This window comes from Modestobacter sp. VKM Ac-2985 (assembly GCF_026967925.1).
In the GTDB taxonomy this organism is placed as follows: domain Bacteria; phylum Actinomycetota; class Actinomycetes; order Mycobacteriales; family Geodermatophilaceae; genus Modestobacter.
In genome coordinates, this window is sequence record NZ_JAPVBI010000003.1 from 1048420 (window position 1) to 1066437 (window position 18018).

The following is an 18018-nucleotide window of genomic DNA, read 5'->3' on the forward strand; positions in this document are numbered from 1 at the left end:
AGAAGAGACGTACCGATGATCTGGTTCCTGCTCGGAGTGCTGCTCGTCTCCTCCATCGCGGGCGGACTGGTCGCCTGGCGTGCCCCCGACAACTACATCGCCCTGTCGGTCGCCGGAAGCCTGTTCATGGTGGCCTTGTCAGCGCTCCTCATCCCGTTCGTGCTCACCGTCCTGCAGTAGCGCGGCGCGGCCGTGGCGTGAGCACGCCGTGGCCGTCACCGCCGCAGTGAGACATATCGACTTCGTCCGCTGACGCCCCAGCTGCCACAGCCGCCACAGCCTGACCCGGAGTCGTCGCTGCCGGCCGGTAGACGGGGCGCATGACTGACCCCGCGGAGCTCCAGCCGACGTCCATCGACGGGGCGGCACCGGGGCCGCGGGTCACCGTCGAGGTCACCGCGGTCCCCGTGCTCAGCTACGCGCTCGCGCACAACGGCATCGCCGTCGTCTCCCAGCTGGTGCTGACCGGGCACGACGAGCCGGTGCGGCACGCCAGCGTGCACGTGGCCGTCCGCGACGCCGAGGGCCCGATCGGCGAGGCCGTCGAGATGTTCGCCGACATCGACCCGGGACACACCACGGTGCTCACCGACGTCGGCCTGCGGCTGGACCCGGCGGCGATGCTGCAGGTCGAGGAGCGCCGTCCCGGCTGGCTGTCGGTCCTGGTGGAGAAGGACGGCGAGGTGCTCGGCCGGGCGCGCGTGCCGGTGCAGGTGCTGGCTGCGGCGCAGTGGCTGGCCACTCCGCTGGAGCTGGCGATGGAGATGCTCGCCGCGCACGTCCTGCCCAACCACCCCACGATCCCGGCGTTGGTCGCCGAGGCCGCCGAGCTGCTGGGCACGGAGACCGGCAGCCCGTCGATCCAGGGCTACCAGGCCGGCCCCGAGCGGGTGGACGCCATCGCCGCCGCGATCTGCGCCGCCGTGCAGGCCCGCGCTGTCCGGTACAGCGAGCCGCCGGCCAGCTGGGCCGACGTCGGGCAGAAGGTGCGCACGCCCGGCGAGGTGCTGGACGAGCGGGTCGGCACCTGCCTGGACCTGGTCGTCGTCCTGGCTGCCGCGCTGGAGCAGGCCGGCATCCGGTCGCTGCTGTGGCTGGTCGAGGGGCACGCCTTCCTCGGCTACTGGCGCGAGGAGCTGTCGGCGCAGAGCTCGGCGACCACCGACGTCGCCAGCCTGGTGAACCTGGTCGACCTGGGGCTCATCCGGCTGGTCGAGACCACGATGCTCACCACCCGCACCGAGCCGGTCGGCTTCGACGAGCTGCACCGCCCGCCCTACGCCGCCTGGCTGACCGGCGACCTCGACCGGGTGATCGGCGTCGTCGACGTCTACCGCGCCCGGCGCGACGGCGTCCTCCCGCTGCCAGCCCGCACCCGGGACGCCGACGGCGCCGTGCAGGTGGTCGAGTACCGGCCGGCCGTGCACAGCACGCCGGCCCGCCCGGCCGAGAGCGGGACGGCGGCGGAGCACGAGGCCCGGGAGGTCGCCCCGCCGCGGATCGCGCAGTGGAAGAACGCGCTGCTGGACCTGAGCCTGCGCAACCGGCTGATCAACTACACGCCGCGCGCCGGGATCGCGCTGACCGTCCCCGATGCGCAGCTCGGCGCGTTGGAGGACCTCGTCAACGGCGGGACGGCGCTGACCCTGCTGCCCAGCGACCAGCTGGCCGCCGTCCAGCGCGAACGCGGGCTGCGGTCGGCCCGGGAGCTGCCGCAGGAGCAGCTGACCGAGCTGCTGCTGGACCGCCGCGGGCTGTACGTCGACGTCCCGGAGACCGCGTATCTGACCCGGATGCGGGCGCTGGCCTACAAGGCGAAGACGGTGCTGGAGGAGACCGGCGCCAACAACCTGTACCTGGCGCTGGGCAGCCTGGCCTGGGAGCTCGACGGCCGGCCGCTGCGCTCACCGCTGATCCTGGTGCCCGTCGTGCTCAAGGCCCACTCGCGGTCCGGCGCCTACCGGCTGACCGTGGACGAGTCCGGCACCAGCACGCCCAACTACTGCCTGCTGGAGAAGCTGCGCCAGCTGCACGGCCTGAGCGTGCCCGGCCTGGCCGAGCCGACCGAGGACGGCGCCGGGATCGACCTGGACGCCGCGCTCCAGGCGATGCGGGTCGCGCTGGTCGAGCAGGGGCTGCCGTACCGGGTCGAGCCGACCGCCGACCTGGCGATCCTGGCGTTCGCGAAGTTCCGGCTGTGGAAGGACCTCGACGAGCACTGGGCGACGCTGAGCGAGAACCCGCTGGTCGCCCACCTGGTGCACTCCCCCACCGACCCGTTCGAGGGGGCTCAGCGAACAGCAGATCCGCCGGGGCCTGGCACAGGTCGGCGGCGATGGAGCCGTGCAGCTGCCGGCGCGGGTGGGTGCGGTCTCCGACGGGGCTCGTAGAAGGCGCGCGCCGCGGCGCCCTGGACGCCCCCGCGGTACTGGGAGGGCCGGTCCAGCTGCGGCTTCTGCTGCGACGAGTAGACGGCGTTGAGCCGGTCCATGTCCCCACTGAGCCACGCGGACCACTGCTGGAGGTGGGTGAGGATCCCGGCCAGGGGCGCAGGCGGTCAGGCGGTATCGGACTGAGGGAGTGGCACCGGCGTCTTCCTCACTGTCGCCGGCACGGAGATCTGTCGGTGGCTCGTGCTCTGCTGAGATTTCCGACGAGAGGACGATCCTGTGACCGAGACGCAAGACGCACGGCAGAAGTGGGCAGCTGAGCTCGCCGAGCTGGTAGAGAAGCAGATCAGGGGCCGGCACCTCGCGGCGCACCTGTACGCGCGCCTGGCGCTGCTGCTGCAGACCGAAGAGGTGCGTTTCGCCCAAGTCGCCCTGCAGGAGACCCGCCGCTACGTGAACGGTGACCTGTTCGTCTGGACGGACCGGTACCTGGCGGTCGCCCAATTCAGCACCGTGGCCATCACCTACCCCCAGGAGGAGCGCAGCTTCCTCGAGGACCACCGTGACGCGTCCGTCAGCGTGCGGTTGATACCGCGCGCCACACTCCGCGGCCTCCTGCTCCCGAACCTCGCCGATGGCGTCTCGATCAACGACGGTGCGACCTGGAACTGGAAGATCGAGGGAGGCGACTGGTCATGGCCGCAGGGCGCGTCGCTGTCCCTCGACTATCGCGACTTGGACAAGCCGCTCATGCTGCCCGGCAGCGGAGACGTCGACGCGTTCGAGCGGCTGATCCCGTCGCTGCTCGATGACCTCGCGGCCAACTAGGCCGCGGCCAGCGCCGAGTCGGCGAGGTGCCCGCGCCACAGTGACTCGGTGGTGGCGACGGCGTACCGGCCGGCGTCGAGGGAGTGGTCGGCGGTCTTGATCGGCTTGTCCTCTTCGGCCTTCGGGTGCCAGGCGTAGCCGGTGACCTCGGACAGCCAGCCGGTAGTTGCCGACGACGGTGCTGGCCACGCCGCAGATCAGCGACGGGTCCTGCAGGGGACCGATGACGTTGCGCCACACCGCGTCGCGGGTGCGCACGAACATGACGAGCTCCCCGCCCGTGGGCGGGTCGGCAAGGTGAATCATCCAGCGGAGCAGTGAACCGATGGTCTTCCCGGAGCGGACGGCGCCGTCCCACACGTTGACGCGGCCGGACGCTTCGCGGCTGGAGCGGAGCTGCTTGGGGGAGAGGGTCACGTCCGCTCGGGGCCGGCGACGCCGAGAGCCTCGCCGAGCTGGCGGGGAGGGAGCGTTCGCGTTTGACACCGCCGGTGGCGTCGATGGCATCCATCTTGGTCGCTGAGAGCAGGTGGCGGGAGAGGACCTCGGCGACGTCGCGGCGGTCCCGGGAGGGGATGAACGTCAGCGTGTCCCCGACCTTCGCGCCGTACGCGCCCTTCAGGATCGTCTGCCAGCCGTTGCCGGCGCGCCCGTCCTCGATCGCGGTGAGCACCGCTTCGACCTCGTCGTATAGGCGGGCGACGAGCTTCCCGCGGCGGGCCTTGTTGTCGATGGCGGTGGCTTCGGCGGCCTTCGCGGTGCGGTGCGGTCCCAGGTGAGGCCGAGGTCGGCGGCGCGCTTGTGGACGGAGGACTTGGTCCGGTTGATCTTTTTGGCGATGGAGCGGAGGGAGCGGCCGGCGGCGTGGAGTTCGGCGAGCGCTGGTCTTCGGCGTCGGTCCAGGGGGGGTGCCGGGCATGGTCACCGCCTGCTGGTGTCTGCTGCGGGCGCCTGGCCCGTGTGGTTGTTCACCGCCCCGCCATCGTCTTCCCGTACGGCAAGCGGGGCGGGAGTGTGGCGACACGCCTGCCAAGGTAACTTGCTAGGCCATGGTTGCGGCAAGTAAACTTGCTAGCATGCAGGAGCCGGAGATCCACGAAGCAGCCCGCAAGCACTGGGTTGTCGATGCGGACATGCGGTACGTGTTCGCTAACCCGCTCCGCACTCTGACCGAGCAGGGCGTCTGGGAGCTCACCATGCACGTCGGCTTCACCGAGAACGGCAAGTTGATCGAGGTCGGCTTCGTCACCGCCAGCAACGGCCCGGTCGTCATCCTCCACGCGATGCCCGTCAACCGGCAGCGCGCCCGCAGCAAGTACGGCCTCTGAGGAGAGGTGATCTGATGCCCAAGAGCTACGAAGACATCATGAAGCACGCGGACGAACTGTCCGCGTACATGGAGAATGACTTTACTGGGGTCGAGACCCCGGAGGAAGCGGCGTTGAAGGCTGCTGCCTTCCGGCGCGCGCAGGCTGATGCCGAGGTGCTCCGAGCGGTCAAGGCTGCAGCAGAGGCCGGTCGACCCTGGCGCGTCATCGGCGAAGCGCTCGGAACGACAGGTGAGGCGGCGCGGCAGAGGTATTCCAAGCTCTGCAATCTGCATGGCGGCAAGTTCAAGGATGCAGCTCGCCAACAGCGGACCGCGAATACCAAGGTCTCATCGGTCTCCACGGCGGCAAGGAAGGTCGCAGGGAGTCGTAAGACTGGGACAACGCACAGGATCTAGCTGCTGTGTCCTCGGTCGGCATTCGCGCCGACCGAGGACACGCGCTGTTCAGTTGTCCGGCCGCGCGCGGTCCGATCTGCCGGCCCCCAGGCCTGCGTCGCCCCCGACGACGTGCACCGAGACGTTAGAGGTCGGACGCTGCCCTCCAAGGCGGTGCGCCCGGCTGTCACCTCGGCGATGCCGGGCTTCGGTGACGGGTGGCGCCTTGCCCCGACTCGGGGGCACCGCATTCCGGCCGCTCACGGCGGTCTAGGGGAGTTCGGGCGCCTAGTGACGGTGCTTACAGGCTGGTGGAGAACCAGCGCCACTGCGTTACCGGACGGCAACCGACCGTCACGGGGTGTCGCCCGCAGCTCCTCGAGCTCCGGCACCTCGTCGACGTTCACGGGCAGCCGCAGCCCGTCGCCGTGGTCGCCGATCCGGCCGGCCAGGGCCCAGCGTTGGATCGTGCGGACCGGTACGCCAGTGGCCAGCGAGGCGGTCGCGGGGTCAAGGATCATGGCCGCCACTCCTCGCGGTAGTCCGGGTGGCCGGCGTTGGGATCTGCCATCAGGCAGAGCACGGGCGTGTCGATCGGGTCCTTGCGGAACGAGAAATCCTTTCGAACTTCGGGCCGCGCTCGTGCTCCACGATGCTCCGCTTGGCTTCGCACTCGGCGAGGACACGACCCACGTTGAAGGTGTCGTGGAAGGCCCAGAACTGCGGCGAGCCAAAGTTGCGGTACTCGTGCGCACTGGCGCCTGCTGTGCAGCCCGCTCGTCTTCGTCGATGCGGGCGAGCAGGACGTTGGCGAGGTCAGTCATGGGTCGAGTTCCCCCCGGTCGTCAGCCTTGCGGATGAGGAAGTCGGCGAGCAGGAACGCCTCCCGGGTGGCCTTGGCGAGCAGGTCCCGGACGTTGGGCAAGGTGGTCACGCAGCCACCTGGTCTCGGGCTCGGGGGACCCACAGCTGGATCGTGCGCACCGGGACGCCGGTGGCCAGTAATGCGGTCGCCGGCTCGAGAATCACCGAGCCCGAGCGCCTCTCTCTTCACCGCAGTTCTGACACATGACCCGATTGCGGCCTGCGGAGTCGGTGTAGGGCTGCCACGTGTGGCCACTGCCCCAGCCGCAGAGCCGGCGGGCCGCGCGGATGCGCCCGGACGCGTGGTCGGTCTCGGCCTCGTCAGGCGCCGGGGGGGTCGCAGGGGTGGCGTCATAGCGGGTGCGTTGGTCCGCGAGGGCTCGGGCGAGGATCTCATGCGCGTCCTGGCTGGTGGTCGCGTCCATGATCGCGGCGTACAGGCCGATGGCCTGCTGTCGCTCGGATTCGGTCGGCTCAGCGCTCACGCGCTCATCCTCTCCCGCATCTGCTGGATGTGTCCTCCGATGCGGAGCCAGTCGCGGGTACCCCAGGTGTGGTCCCCGATGTCGCAGGCCATGCGGGCAGGTCGGGTGTCGGCGGGAATGAACGCGCGGATCGTGCCCTGGCAGGCAGCCTCGGGGCAGGCGCCGATGGTGATGATGGCGCGGTGCGCGGGCGCGTCGACCGCACGGGTTGCTTGGGCGTGGGCGTCGAGGATCTCGTCGCAGGCGTCGGGCAGGTTGCCGTGCGCCCGCAGGTCGGGGAGGGCGGCCAGGAGGGCGGTGGCCGCAGTTTGCGCAGTCGAGGTCGCAACGTTCGCCAGGTGGGCTGCCCAACCCATCAGCGCGTCCCGCAGCCCAGCGCCAGCCTCGTGAAGTGACCCCCGTTGGCTGAACACCTCCAAACTTGGCACCAGCCAAGGAGGGAGAGCCCGAATGGGCCGACGGAGCAAGTACCCCGAGGAGTTCCGGCAGCGAGCCGCACAGCTGGTGCTGGACAGCCGCCGCAGCGTCCGAGAGGTCGCCGGCGAGTTGGGGATCAACCACGAGACGCTGCGCAACTGGGTCACCGCCGAGAAGCGTCAGCGAGCCGATGGGCCGGCCGCGCTCAGTGCCGACGAGCGGATGGAGCTGGCCCGGCTGCGGCGCAAGGTCGCCGAGCTGGAGCTCGAGCGGGAGATCTTGAAAAGAGCCGCGGTCTTCTTCGCTCGGGAGACGGGCCGGTGAGCCGCGGACTGGTCTGCGAGTTCATCGCCGCGGAGAAGACCAGCTACGGCGTGCGCCGTCTCTGCCGAGTGTTCCGGATCAGCCCCACCAGCTTCTACGCCTGGGCCGCCCGCGCCGGCGGGCCGACGGCCGCCGAGCTCCACGACGCCTACTCGATCGAGGCCGCCCGCGAAGCCTGGATCGCCCACCGCCGGACCTACGGCGCCCGCCGGCTGACCGCAGAAGTCCGCGACCGCGGGCACGACTGGAACCGGAAACGAGTTGCGCGGCTGATGCGGCTGGGTGCGATCGAGGGCGTGCACCGGCGCCGGCGCGGCAAGTACGGCCGCCGCTCGGTCTCCACCGCGACCGCCCCGGACCGGGTGGAGCGGAACTTCACCGCGGCCGGACCCAACCAGCTGTGGGTCGCCGACATCTCCTACCTGCGCTCCTGGGAAGGCTTCGTCTACCTCGCCGTGGTCGTCGACGCCTTCAGCCGCAAGGTCGTCGGCTGGGCGATGGCCGACCACCTGCGCACCGAACTCGTCCTCGACGCCGTCGGCATGGCCATCACCACCCGCAAGCCGCCGGCCGGAACGGTGCACCACACCGACCGCGGCAGCCAGTACACGTCCTATGAGTTCGGCAAGGCGCTGCGCGTCTCCGGGGTACTGGCCTCGATGGGGCGGGTTGGCTCGGCGTTCGACAACGCGATGGCCGAATCGGTGTTCGCCACGCTGAAGACCGAACTGATCTACCGCCGCTCCTGGCCCACCCGCCACGAACTGGAGATGGAGGTCTTCTCCTACCTCGAAGGCTTCTACAACACCCGCCGCCGGCACTCCCGGCTCGGCAACCTCAGCCCCACCGACTACGAGAACATGCACCTGACACAGAACGAGGTGTCCGCCTGACGGGGGTCACTTCACCTGAGCCTTTCCGTGGGTCGTCAGCTGCTGCACCACCGACCTCACGAGCAACGGATTGAGCATCAGACGGTAAGCAATTCGCCAGCTCAGCTGACAGGGCGACGGAGTACCTGTGAGGCTCCGTCGCGGTCAGCCGACCGCTGTCCCAACGTCGCACTGGCGAGTTCGGGTGGCAGCAGGTCGGCGAACTTCAGCTGCTTGAGCGCCTCATCAGAAACGGTCAGCTGCACTTCGGTCAGGTCATCACCGAATCGGCGCCGGACCTCGCCGACCGCATCCCGCACCGCGCCGGGGGTCGCGTCACCCCGCAGCTTGATGTAGCGGTTGTCGTACCGGTCCAGCTCGTCGACCAACCCGGACTTCACCTGCGTGAGCGCGGCCGCAAGCGTCCCGTTGGCCCGGCCACCAGCCCACGTCCACCACCGCACTTGTCCACCGTCATGTGGGCGAACGAGGCTGCTACCGGCCGCGGCCGTCGGGAGGACTTCCTCCCGGACGGTCGCGAGCCGATCGGTGGCCCGACGCGTGAGCGACACCCCGGGCATGTCTGCGCCCAAGGCGACCCGCCGCATCGCGTCGGTCAAGGCGAAGGACAGCGGCTGCGCCATCCCCGCCCAACGAGACGTACCGGGCAGCGTGGTCGGTTCGACGAACGCTCGGCGGCGCTTCCAGTCGATGTAGGTCACCTGCCACGGGCGCCCGCCCAGGGACAGCACCCGCGGCCCTTCGACCTTCCGCGTCATGACCAATGGGTCGACCGTGCCCACCTCGACGCGACCGTTGAGCAGCGTGAACTGCGGGTCGGCGGTGAAGGCGGAGAGCAGTTCGAGGAAGTGCTTCTGTCCGTACCGTCGCTCCGCCTCGGGGCCGACGAACAACATCCCTGAGTCCTGGTCGACGTGGCCGCTCTCGAGCATCCAGTCAGTGATGCGCCGCGCCTCGTCGGGAGCGGCAAAGTCAAGACCGCCCAGCTCCGAGAGCCAGCTCTCGCGTCCCACTCGCCCTTGCTGGAGGCACAACGCCAGCAGCTGTTGACCGAGCAGCTGGCGGGGCGACGCCGGAGGCAGGATCGGCTCGACGTAGCCCTCCGACCACAACTGCAGGAGCCCGGCGGCTCTCAGCAACTCATCGTCATCTGTCGCCAGGAACAGCATGCTCCGCGCCGTACCGGCACGACGACCAGTCCTGCCGAGCCGCTGCAGCAGCGACGCGACCGTCCGAGGAGCACCCACCTGCAGCACTCGGTCGAGGTCGCCGACGTCGATGCCCAGCTCCAGCGTCGACGTGGACACGATGACGCAGTTGCGGGCCTCGGCGAAGGCCTTCTCTGCTTGCCGCCGCTCATCCACCGACAGGGACGAGTGCGAGACGAACGTCGTCGTCCCTCGATACAGGAGCGCGGCGGCCAGAGACTCCACAGTGCGACGAGAGTCGGCGAAGACGAGCCGCTTCTCCCCCGCGTGCAGCGCTGCGATGACTGTTGCGGCATTGTCGATGCTGCCGACGTAGTCGAGCTCCAGCTCAGGCGTCGGTCCCGGGGCGGCCGGCGGCGATACGACGGTGGCTTCACGAGTGCTCCGACCCGGCCCCTGGAGCCAGGACAACAAGGCATCGGGGTTGCCGACGGTCGCTGACAGCCCGATGCGTTGAAGAGGTCGACCAGCCACTTGAGACAGACGTTCCAGCACCGCGAGCAGGTGCCAGCCTCTGTCATCACCAGCGAAGGCATGCACCTCGTCGACGACGACTGCTCGCAGGTCGCCGAACAGCTGGGCGGAGTCGATGCGGGTCGAGACGAGCATCGACTCCAACGACTCAGGAGTCGTCAGCAGGATGTCCGGACGGTCGATGGTGAGCTTGCGCCGCACGGAGTCCGGGGTGTCGCCGTGCCACAGCCCCACCCGGCGGCCAAGCCAGGATGCGTAGCCGGCCAACCGCGGCTCGAGGTTGTTCAGCAACGCACGCAGGGGACAGACGTACAGGACTGTCAGCCCGCGCCAGTCCTCCTGCGCCATCCGGGAGAGTAGCGGAAAGGTGGCGGCCTCGGTCTTGCCGCCAGCTGTTGGCGCCAACAGCAACGCATCGTCGCCGCGCATGACCGGCTCGACAGCCTCCTGCTGCAGCGGCCGAAGTGCCGGCCAGCCAAGCGAGTTGACGATGTGATGCTGGACGACGGGGTCGAGCAGCTCAGCCGTCACAGGTCGAGATGCACGTCGTCAGCCCGAGCCGCGGGAATCACAGCCAGGCTCGCGCTCTCGCGCTCGACGTCCGTCAGCTCGGCCGCATTGACGGTCAAGGCGTAGTGCCGGCGCGGGTCGAAGTCGTCGAACTGGTCGACGCGGTCGAGCACGTCGCTGACCAACTTCTTGAGGAAGACCCGCGGCGCGACGCCCACCCGGCCGCCCAACGACCCCGTCACGGCTACCGCCAGCTCAGAGACGTACCTGTCGTCAACAACTCGTGAGATCCGAGCTGCATCGCTCGCTCCGTCCGCGAACAGGTCGCGGACTCTGGTGCCGAGTTGACCCAACGCCGCCAAGTCGAAGCCTGGGAGCCGCAGCTGCACCGCCCGCGGATTGTCAAAGCGGGTGTCGGTGGCGAAGTCGGTGGCGAGTCGTTGGGCCAGCGGAGGCAGTCGCGGTACGCCGCTCGGGCCGTCATAGAAAGCCGGCGTGCCAGTGATGACGAGGAAGAGACCGGGGAAGCGCCCGGAGTCGACCTCGTCGACCAATTGCCGGAGGGCGTTGAGTGCCTTGTCTCGCACGTCACCGCGCACCCGTTGCAGCGTCTCCACCTCGTCGAGGATCAACAGCAACCCGGGATGGCCGGCGTCCCGAAGAACCGTCAGCAGCCCCTGCAAGAAGCCCATGGCTCCAAAGTGGTCGAGCTCGCCGCGGATCCCGGCAGCCCGCTTCGCGGCGCCAGCGACGTGCGGCTGCCCGCCGAGCCAGCCGGCCAGCGCGTCAGCCGCCACTGAGTCCCCGGCGACAACTGCACTTCGATAGGCACGCAGGGCCTGCGCAAAGGCAGGAGTCCGCGTGGACACAGCAGCCAGCCGTTGTTCCAGCAGCTGTGCTACAGCCGCATCCATCGACTGTGCTCCCGCCACGGCAAGTGAGGGATCAGCAGCGGCGACGTCAGCCTCGAGCGTGTACAGCCACGAGTCGAGCACCGGCCGGAGGGCGCTCGGCGGGAAGGCCGACGTGCGCAGCGACTCCCCGATCCGGCGATAGACGGTCTCCAGCTTGTGCAGCGGTGTCTCGGTCTCCGAGATCTGCACCTCGGCGGTTGCCATGCCTCGCCGCGCAGCTCGCTCGGCCAGGAACCGGGTCACGAACGTCTTGCCTGCGCCGTACTCGCCGCGGATCGCCTTGAACGACGATCCGCCGGCGGTGACAACGTCCAGCTCGGCGTCGAGCGTGGGTACGAAGCGTTCGAGCCCCACCGCGAGGAGGTCCAAGCCGCTGGCCGGCACGGTGCCTCGGCGAAGAGCGTCGAGGACCTCACGTCGCCGCCGGGGAGAGACCTCGCTCATGAGCCGAGCTCGAACTGTTCACGCAGCAGTGCCTCGTCCAGCACCACGGTCGACCCGTCGACGTCAAAGCTCACCACGGCATACCCCTCGACGTTCAGCAGTCGCTGCACGTGCAGTACCGCCCCGCGCAATGCCACTGGTGCCACCCCCAACGCGACCGCGGCGGCCGTTCGTGGCAGGCGCCGATCGGTCCGCTCCAGAAGTACCTCGAGGAGCTGACGGACCTGCTCGTCGGTCACGGTGACCCGACCGGCCAACGTGCGCTGCTCTCGGTAGGTGGTCGACGCAATGGTCGACGCTCCGAGCGGATGCACAGCGGGCGACGGCGCCGCGGGAGGAGCCGACGGCTCGTCTACGACCTCATCGAACAACGTCATCGCTCCGGCAGCAGCCGGCCGAGCTGCGGCCGACCGACGGGCGGGTACCGATACTGGATCAGGTGCAGGAGACGCGGGAGCCGTCGAGCGCACCCGGTCCGACCACCAGGCCGGCTCTTGGGGTGTCGCTGGCGTCAGTCCCGACTCCCCGCTCGGCGCACCGGAGACGAGGAAGTACACCGGGATGACGACTTCAGCCGGTGCAGCGCCGCCGTGGTAACCCGCCTTCAGTGGGCCATACCGCAGCCGCTCATCGACAGCGAGCACCGCTCGACCATCGTGCTTCAGCACCCGCCGGCCGGCGATGCGGATCTCGCCCTCGCCTGCGGGCCCGTCGGCTCGGGAACGTCCGCTGGAGATGTCCGCGGCGCTCTGTTGCCGTCCCTGCCGCCGCTCGACGATGTGCCCGTGGTCCGAGGTGAGCACCACGACTCGACCGGCCAACCGGGCACGTTCCAGCAGCGGACTCAGGTTCTTCACGGCGTCAGCTGTCCACACGGTTCCGACCGGGTCGGAGCGGTCGAGCGCGTCGTCGATCGTGTTGAGGATGCAGGTGACGAGTGGCTGACCTGCCTGGTCGTCGATGGCAGCCCCGACGTCGTCGGCGACCGAGAACCCGGGACGGGAGCTGTCCAGCGGCTTCTTGTGGAACAGGGACGCACCCGCCAGCCCGTAGGCCCGCACCAGCTCGGCGTAGCCCCGCCGTTCGGCGTCCTGCTGCCCCGTCAAGAGCTGACCGCACAGCAGCGAAGTTCGACTGACCTCTGTGAGGCTGGGCAACACAGACACAGCACCGATTCGCCGCGGGCGTCCGTCCGGCACGTGCTCGACCCAGCCGTCCGACAGCTTGGCCGTGATGCTCTCCACGACCTCGTTGCCGACTGCCGCACTCATCCCGTCCAGCACGAGCAGCAGTACCGGAGCGCGGCGAGCGATAGGGAGGATGACGCTGGGCAGCAGCTCCTCCAGGCGCACAGCGCTCGGTGTTCCGGGTCGGTCGTCGCGGGTGAACTCGGCCAGGGCTCGAGCGAAGTCGCCGTCATGACGGTCCCGACGCCGGCGAACCAGCTCAAGGACGGCGGCGAGCGCTTCGCCAAGCTCGGGGTCCCCTACGCCGGGTGCCGCATCGTTGACCGCGGTGTCGACCCAGGCATCAGCATCCAGGTGCCGGCGATGCAGTGCTGCGAGATCGTGGCCCTCACCCCTGCTGTCGACGGCCAGCCAGCGGGTGAGCCGAACTGCAGCCCGGAATGCGTCGACGCGCCGGTCGCCGTCTGCCAGGTGGTGCCGATTGACGGCATCCCAGGCCGGCTCGACGGCGTCCAGGGAGCTGCGCTGCACCAACGGCTGATCGATCTCTTGACCAGCCTCCGAGCGCACCGCGGCAAGCAAGCCCGATGCGAGACGCGTCAGCCGGGCAGTCAGCCCCGAGGGCAACAGGTCGGATTGCTCTGCCAGTGCCGACGCTCGTACGTCGGCGAGCACTACGTCTGCTGCCGCGAGCAGCTGCTCCCCGAGCGGCCGCAGCTCTCGATGGTTGATCAGTGGCCGGACGACCACTCCAGCCTCTTCGGCCCAAGAGGCCAGCGCCCCACGAGGCGCCGAAGCCCCTCCGGTGCGCGGCTCCAGACGTACGAGGGCTTCTCGAGCCAAGACGAGGTCCTCTGCCCCTCCCGCCTGTTGGCTGCGCAGCAGCGCTTCCAGCACGAGACCGAGCGGCACGATCTCCCTGCTCTGCCCCCGCCGCAGCAGCTGCGACAACAAGGGAGCAGCCGCACCCACTCGTTGGGCGACCCAGTCGAGGACGGCATCGGTGAGCCCATCACCAGCCAGCCCGCGCAGGTCACCGATCAGTCCCACGGTCGGCGGTTGGGCAGTCCACGTCAGCGCAGCGGTCGCTGCCAGCTCACCAACCGGCAGATGCAAGTGAGCACGCGCCACCGAACCGAGGGCATGGTCTCGAGTCAGGACGCCGCCAGGTGCTGGCGGCCATCCCCCGGGAACCGGAGTGGCGGCCAACAACCCCGAAGCCAGCTCACGGTGATCCGCAGCCAGCGTCAGGGCAGGATCGAGGCCTTCCGCCGCGAAGCGGACGCGCACGGCCGCCCAGGGGTCCGGGGTACGCAGGCGGTGCCAGATCAAGTGGCTGCGGATGCCCGCGCCCAAGTCGGCATCGTCGCGATCGGTGACGATGACGACCCACCGATCACCACCTCGGGAGCGAAGCGCCTCCCGGACGGCGAGACTCGACACGCACGGCACCACGGTCACCGGCACGCCCTGGTGTTCGAAGGACGTCGGGCCACCCCACTCGGGCCGCGCGCGGATCCCGAGCGCGCCAGCGCTGTAGTTCTTCCGCACGGCTTCGTCGAGCAGCGCCCGCACCACGGGCAGCGTCGCCACACTGGTCGTGGCTGCGGTCACTCGTCCACCCGCCACTCAACCCGCACCGCGACGTCGGGGTGCTCGTTCACGAACGCCTCGAGGTCCTTGAGGACCTGCGCCGGCGGCTGGCCCGCTGACAGGGTGACCCCACGAGACGGCCGCGGCCGAGGAGGCAGCGGCGGCGGCGGGACGACGACGGGCGGACGCCGCTCCTCAAGCCACTGGAAGAGCTCGTCCTCGAATGCCCGCAGCCCGGCCGGCAGCGACGTGACGATCTCGTCGCTGCGCAGGCTGGTTCGGAGATTCGACAACGCGCCGGCTGCAGCTGGATCGCTTGGCTCGGCGTTCAACAGGGGGCTCAGCCGATCCCAGCGGTAGCTGGAGAGCGCCGAGCTGACCGCGGCAGACGTCGACAGAGATCGGGCAACCGCCGCATCTCGAGCCGGATCTCCCGTGGTGGCCAGTGCATGCACCAGGGCGACACGGTCTCTGCTCGCGCGCAGGGCGGTGAGCAGTGCCGTAGCGGCTCGTGCCGTGCTCAGTCGCTGGGCGCCCTCCGCGGGCAGCCCCACTCGGTCGTACGCCTCCGTCAGCTTGCCCTCCAGCGTGGTTGCAGCATCGAACTGTCCACGCGCCTCCGCGTACAGCTTCTCGGCCAGCTCACTCACTGTGGGCGCGGTCAGGTACCGGCTGATCGGGATGCCGAACAGCGCGGCGACGCGGCCGACGGCAACATCCCACTCCGCCGGATCAGGCAACGGATCCGGCCGCAGCTCCATGTCCGTCGTCAGGGCCCCCGGCTTCGGCGGGGGCACGACCGGTGTGCCATGCCGGTACCAGGCCCGCTGCCGCAGCGCCGCCCATGCGAGGACGACCAGGTCGGACACCTCGTCGCGTAGTCCTAACGTCGGCGTCATGCCGTCGATCCAGCTGCGCACCTGGGCAACGGTCACTGCGTCCTGTGGCCGGAGCCCGGCGCGCCCCGCTGCGCGCTCGAACTCTGCGGCCCAGAAGACGAAGCGATCGTTGCCGAAGAGGAAGTGGGTCTCCCCCGCGCTGCCCAGCTGCAGCGGATTGGCCACGCGGCGGACCGCGGCCCGGTCGCTCGGCTCGAGGAACACCCGGCCGTCGCGATCAGCGACCGCCTTGTCCACGTAGGAATACGTCGTCGCCAGGTCGCGGCCCGTGATCTCGACGTCGGCCGGCTCAAATCGCGGGTGGCCGGGGTACTGCGACGAGAATGCTTGGTCGACCAGGTGCTGGAACGCAGCCGCCAAGTCAGCGCCGACCGGCTTGGCCAGGTTGAGCCCGCGGTCCAGCGACACCAGCACGCGGTCATGTGCGGCGTCCTCCAGCAGTGTGCCGCTGCTCGGCGCGGCAGCGCCGTAGGCCTCTTGGATGGCGCGGCGCAGGCTCTCCCGAAGCGCAGTGCGCTGCGACTCCAGAATGGCCTTGGCCTGGACCCGGTCGACCTCGGAGAGGTGGTCGGCGTGCGAGGTCCACCGCTCCCCCGCGCCGGTGAGCAGCCAGTCGAGGACGACGAGCCGGCGCACGTCACGGATCCGCTCCTCGGACAGGAAGCGGGGCAGCCAGACCAGCGTGTGGTCGTGGAACCCGCTGCTGATCAGCTGGTCAAGCCGGGCGAGGTCTTCAGCGGCGGAGTGCCCGTGCTCATCGAAGGGAAAGTCGACGACGAGCCGCCAGGTCTGTGGCCGAGCCCGAAAATGGTCTTCGCTCAGCCAGCCGCTGTCCCGGACGTTGCCGAAGACGACGTCCACCTCGCGTCGGGAACCCCGCCAGACCACCGTCTGCGCATGCGCTCCGAAGACATCGGCGTCCCGTGTCTGAAGCCCGAGTGCATCGCGAACGAGGTCCTTGAGGAGCTCGCGCCGCCGACCCTCGTTGTCCTCTGTTTTGGCCTTGTCGACGATCGACTCGTAGTCGACATCGGAGAGCTGCACCCGAATGGTGGGGTTGCGCGAGTCGCCGCTGACGTGGATTTCGGGGACCTGGCGGTTCCAGTCCCGCACCTTGGCCAGCACGATGGTGACCTCGGCGCCGGGCAACGGGGAGACGATGGACCCATGGTTGAGGCTGGCCAACCGAGCAGCGGTCAGCTCCTTGAGCGCGGGGACCTTGGGTGCCACAGCCGACAGCAGAAGTGTCTTGGCCAGGCGGTCGTCAGCGAGATAGCCGGCAGGCACCGATTCACCGCTCAGAACCTGCTCAAGCGTGACGTTGTGCGTGGCCAGCAGGATCGGCCGCAGCTTGTCGCGATAGAGCGCCGTAGCTGAACGGAACAGAGCACCGACCTGGGCATCAAGGACGTCTTTGCCGTCGACGACGTACTCGAAGGCGTCACCGACGGGGATCACGTCGTCGACGGTGAGCATGTCTCGCCGGTCGACGAGGATCTGCTGCATGACCTTGAGCGCGGTGCGCTCCCGCTGCATGACGCTCGCCAGAGATCGCAGCGTGGACACCAGTGCCGGGGAGAACGGATAGGTCATGCGGAAGGCTGCTTCGTCGGCGCCGCGGTGCCGCTCGTCGGTGTTGACCCCGTCGAGGAGCACGTCCCACACGTCCGAGCGTCGATCCAGCCGGTCGAAGGCGTCGCGGAGGAGCCGGTCAGCGGCCTCGTCACGCCGCTGCAGCAGCCGCTGCCGGGCAACGTAGGGCAGGTTGTCATCCCCCAGGACGATCGGGTTCGGGAACCGTCCTTCTTGGTGCCGGAAAGCTCGGTCGAGAGCCTCTTGCTCCGCTCCAGACGCACCGGCGTCGGCGAACCAACGCCGCAGGTCCATCTGCCTGGCGACGATCGAGATAAAGGGGATCGGACGCTCACCGATGGAGGACTCGACGAGCTTGGTGAGCTTCTGCGATTCCCGGCGGAAGAACTCCCGGTCTTGCACGGAGAAGGCAAGCCAGAGCACAAGCTCGTCGAGGAAGAGGACGACGGCGTGGTAGCCGAGCGCGGCAGCGTGGCCGGAAATGGCGCTGAGCCCGGTGTCTAGGTCGACGTAGGACGCCTGCCCTGTGTACGAGGTGAAGTACGTGGTCACCAACGCGGTCGCCAGCTGCTGACGCGCGGGCGCCCCGGGCGCGGCGGCGCGGGCTGACTCGTAAGTCTCCCGGGTCCACGTGCCCGACCCAAGGACAACTGCCCACGGGTCGTCCTCTCCCCCACCTGCGTTCCCGTTGAGCCCGGCGAAGAACTTGTCGTCGCCGACGTCGGCGCGGTAGCGCTCCGCGTCGATCAGCAACGCGTCGGACTGATGAATGGCTGGCAACGGCGCACCCGGGTGCAACTCGCGAATCTGGCGTAGGTACCCGTCGAAGAGAGCCTGCTCCATCGACTCGGCACCAAGCAGGTGGAAGACCAGCGGCAAGATCTTCTTGTCCTGCAGCTCGGGGTCGTGCTTTGCCACGATCGGCTGCAGCTCGGCCTTTGCCCGCGCGGCTGGTTCGTTGCGCAGCAGGGCATGCAGCACAGCCATGAAGTGGCTCTTGCCCGACCCAAAGGAGCCGGCCAGGAACGCGCCGCGGCTGACGCCTGTATCGAGCGCTCCAGCCACACGCGAAAGGGCAGAGTCGAAGGCATCGGCGAGGGCAGGGGTGACGACGTACTCGTCCAGGGTCCGGGCCACCTGTGAGCCACCGACGCTGTCGGTGAGCCGGAGGACGTAGTCCTCGCTACCAGAGCGCTCCGGGATGATCAGGACGTCGCGAAGTAGTGCGGTCATCGGCGAAACTCCCCCATGGCGCGCAGGCTACTGTGCGGGTTGGTTCGGCCGGCGCAG

Annotated in this window: 13 protein-coding genes and 1 pseudogene; 7 read left to right on the forward strand and 7 right to left on the reverse strand. The window is 69.4% G+C overall.

Annotation, left to right across the window (positions count from 1 at the left end; translation table 11 throughout):
- Window positions 1–15 precede the first annotated feature (15 nt).
- From O2V61_RS20940 to O2V61_RS20960, 5 genes are all read left to right on the forward strand, one after another.
- On the forward strand, window positions 16–180 hold the full coding sequence (locus O2V61_RS20940) for a hypothetical protein (protein WP_269160095.1): 165 nt from the start codon (window positions 16–18) through the stop codon (window positions 178–180).
- A 140-nt stretch (window positions 181–320) separates the two neighbouring features.
- Complete coding sequence (locus O2V61_RS20945) at window positions 321–2390, forward strand: DUF4011 domain-containing protein (RefSeq protein ID WP_269185200.1); 2070 nt, start codon at window positions 321–323, stop codon at window positions 2388–2390.
- A gap of 279 nt (window positions 2391–2669) precedes the next feature.
- Window positions 2670–3218, forward strand: coding sequence for a hypothetical protein (locus O2V61_RS20950; RefSeq protein WP_269185201.1), 549 nt, complete (start codon window positions 2670–2672; stop codon window positions 3216–3218).
- 1076 nt (window positions 3219–4294) lie between these two features.
- Entirely contained in the window at window positions 4295–4546 is a 252-nt protein-coding gene (locus O2V61_RS20955) for a hypothetical protein (RefSeq protein WP_269185202.1), read from the forward strand.
- A gap of 14 nt (window positions 4547–4560) precedes the next feature.
- Window positions 4561–4944: a hypothetical protein gene (locus tag O2V61_RS20960; protein ID WP_269185203.1), complete on the forward strand. Its 384-nt coding sequence runs from the start codon at window positions 4561–4563 to the stop codon at window positions 4942–4944.
- A gap of 496 nt (window positions 4945–5440) precedes the next feature.
- On the opposite strand, the gene O2V61_RS22450 is transcribed toward O2V61_RS20960, so the two are convergent.
- The 3 genes from O2V61_RS22450 to O2V61_RS20970 form a co-directional block, all read right to left on the reverse strand.
- Window positions 5441–5596 carry a DUF6221 family protein gene (locus O2V61_RS22450; protein WP_442929186.1) on the reverse strand — a complete coding sequence of 52 codons (156 nt, stop codon included), beginning with the start codon at window positions 5594–5596 and terminating at the stop codon, window positions 5441–5443.
- Between the two features lie 352 nt (window positions 5597–5948).
- On the reverse strand, window positions 5949–6272 hold the full coding sequence (locus tag O2V61_RS20965) for a hypothetical protein (RefSeq protein WP_269185204.1): 324 nt from the start codon (window positions 6270–6272) through the stop codon (window positions 5949–5951).
- Complete coding sequence (locus tag O2V61_RS20970; RefSeq protein WP_269185205.1) at window positions 6269–6628, reverse strand: hypothetical protein; 360 nt, start codon at window positions 6626–6628, stop codon at window positions 6269–6271. The genes O2V61_RS20965 and O2V61_RS20970 overlap by 4 nt, the downstream gene beginning before the upstream one ends.
- 94 nt (window positions 6629–6722) lie before the next feature.
- On the opposite strand from O2V61_RS20970, the pseudogene O2V61_RS20975 reads away from it, so the two are divergent.
- Together O2V61_RS20975 and O2V61_RS20980 are read left to right on the forward strand one after the other, a co-directional pair.
- Window positions 6723–6932, forward strand: a pseudogene (locus O2V61_RS20975) (transposase); the annotation flags it as partial.
- A complete protein-coding gene (locus O2V61_RS20980; protein WP_269185386.1) occupies window positions 6848–7906 on the forward strand; it encodes an IS3 family transposase in 1059 nt (352 codons plus the stop codon). The pseudogene O2V61_RS20975 and the gene O2V61_RS20980, both read left to right, overlap by 85 nt.
- Window positions 7907–8007: 101 nt before the next feature.
- Here the strand turns inward: O2V61_RS20980 and O2V61_RS20985 are convergent, their stop codons facing one another.
- From O2V61_RS20985 to O2V61_RS21000, 4 genes are read right to left on the reverse strand one after another with little or no spacing between them, the layout of a single operon-like run.
- The gene (locus O2V61_RS20985; RefSeq protein ID WP_269185206.1) at window positions 8008–10119 is read right to left on the reverse strand and encodes a DEAD/DEAH box helicase; all 2112 of its coding nucleotides are present in this window, start codon (window positions 10117–10119) and stop codon (window positions 8008–8010) included.
- Window positions 10116–11456 (reverse strand): BREX system ATP-binding protein BrxD, encoded by a 1341-nt coding sequence (gene brxD, locus O2V61_RS20990; RefSeq protein ID WP_269185207.1) that lies wholly within the window; start codon window positions 11454–11456, stop codon window positions 10116–10118. Before brxD ends, O2V61_RS20985 begins: the two co-directional genes overlap by 4 nt.
- Complete coding sequence (gene pglZ, locus O2V61_RS20995; protein WP_269185208.1) at window positions 11453–14257, reverse strand: BREX-2 system phosphatase PglZ; 2805 nt, start codon at window positions 14255–14257, stop codon at window positions 11453–11455. The genes brxD and pglZ overlap by 4 nt, the downstream gene beginning before the upstream one ends.
- Window positions 14254–17961 (reverse strand): hypothetical protein, encoded by a 3708-nt coding sequence (locus O2V61_RS21000; RefSeq protein WP_269185209.1) that lies wholly within the window; start codon window positions 17959–17961, stop codon window positions 14254–14256. Before O2V61_RS21000 ends, pglZ begins: the two co-directional genes overlap by 4 nt.
- Window positions 17962–18018: the final 57 nt, after the last annotated feature.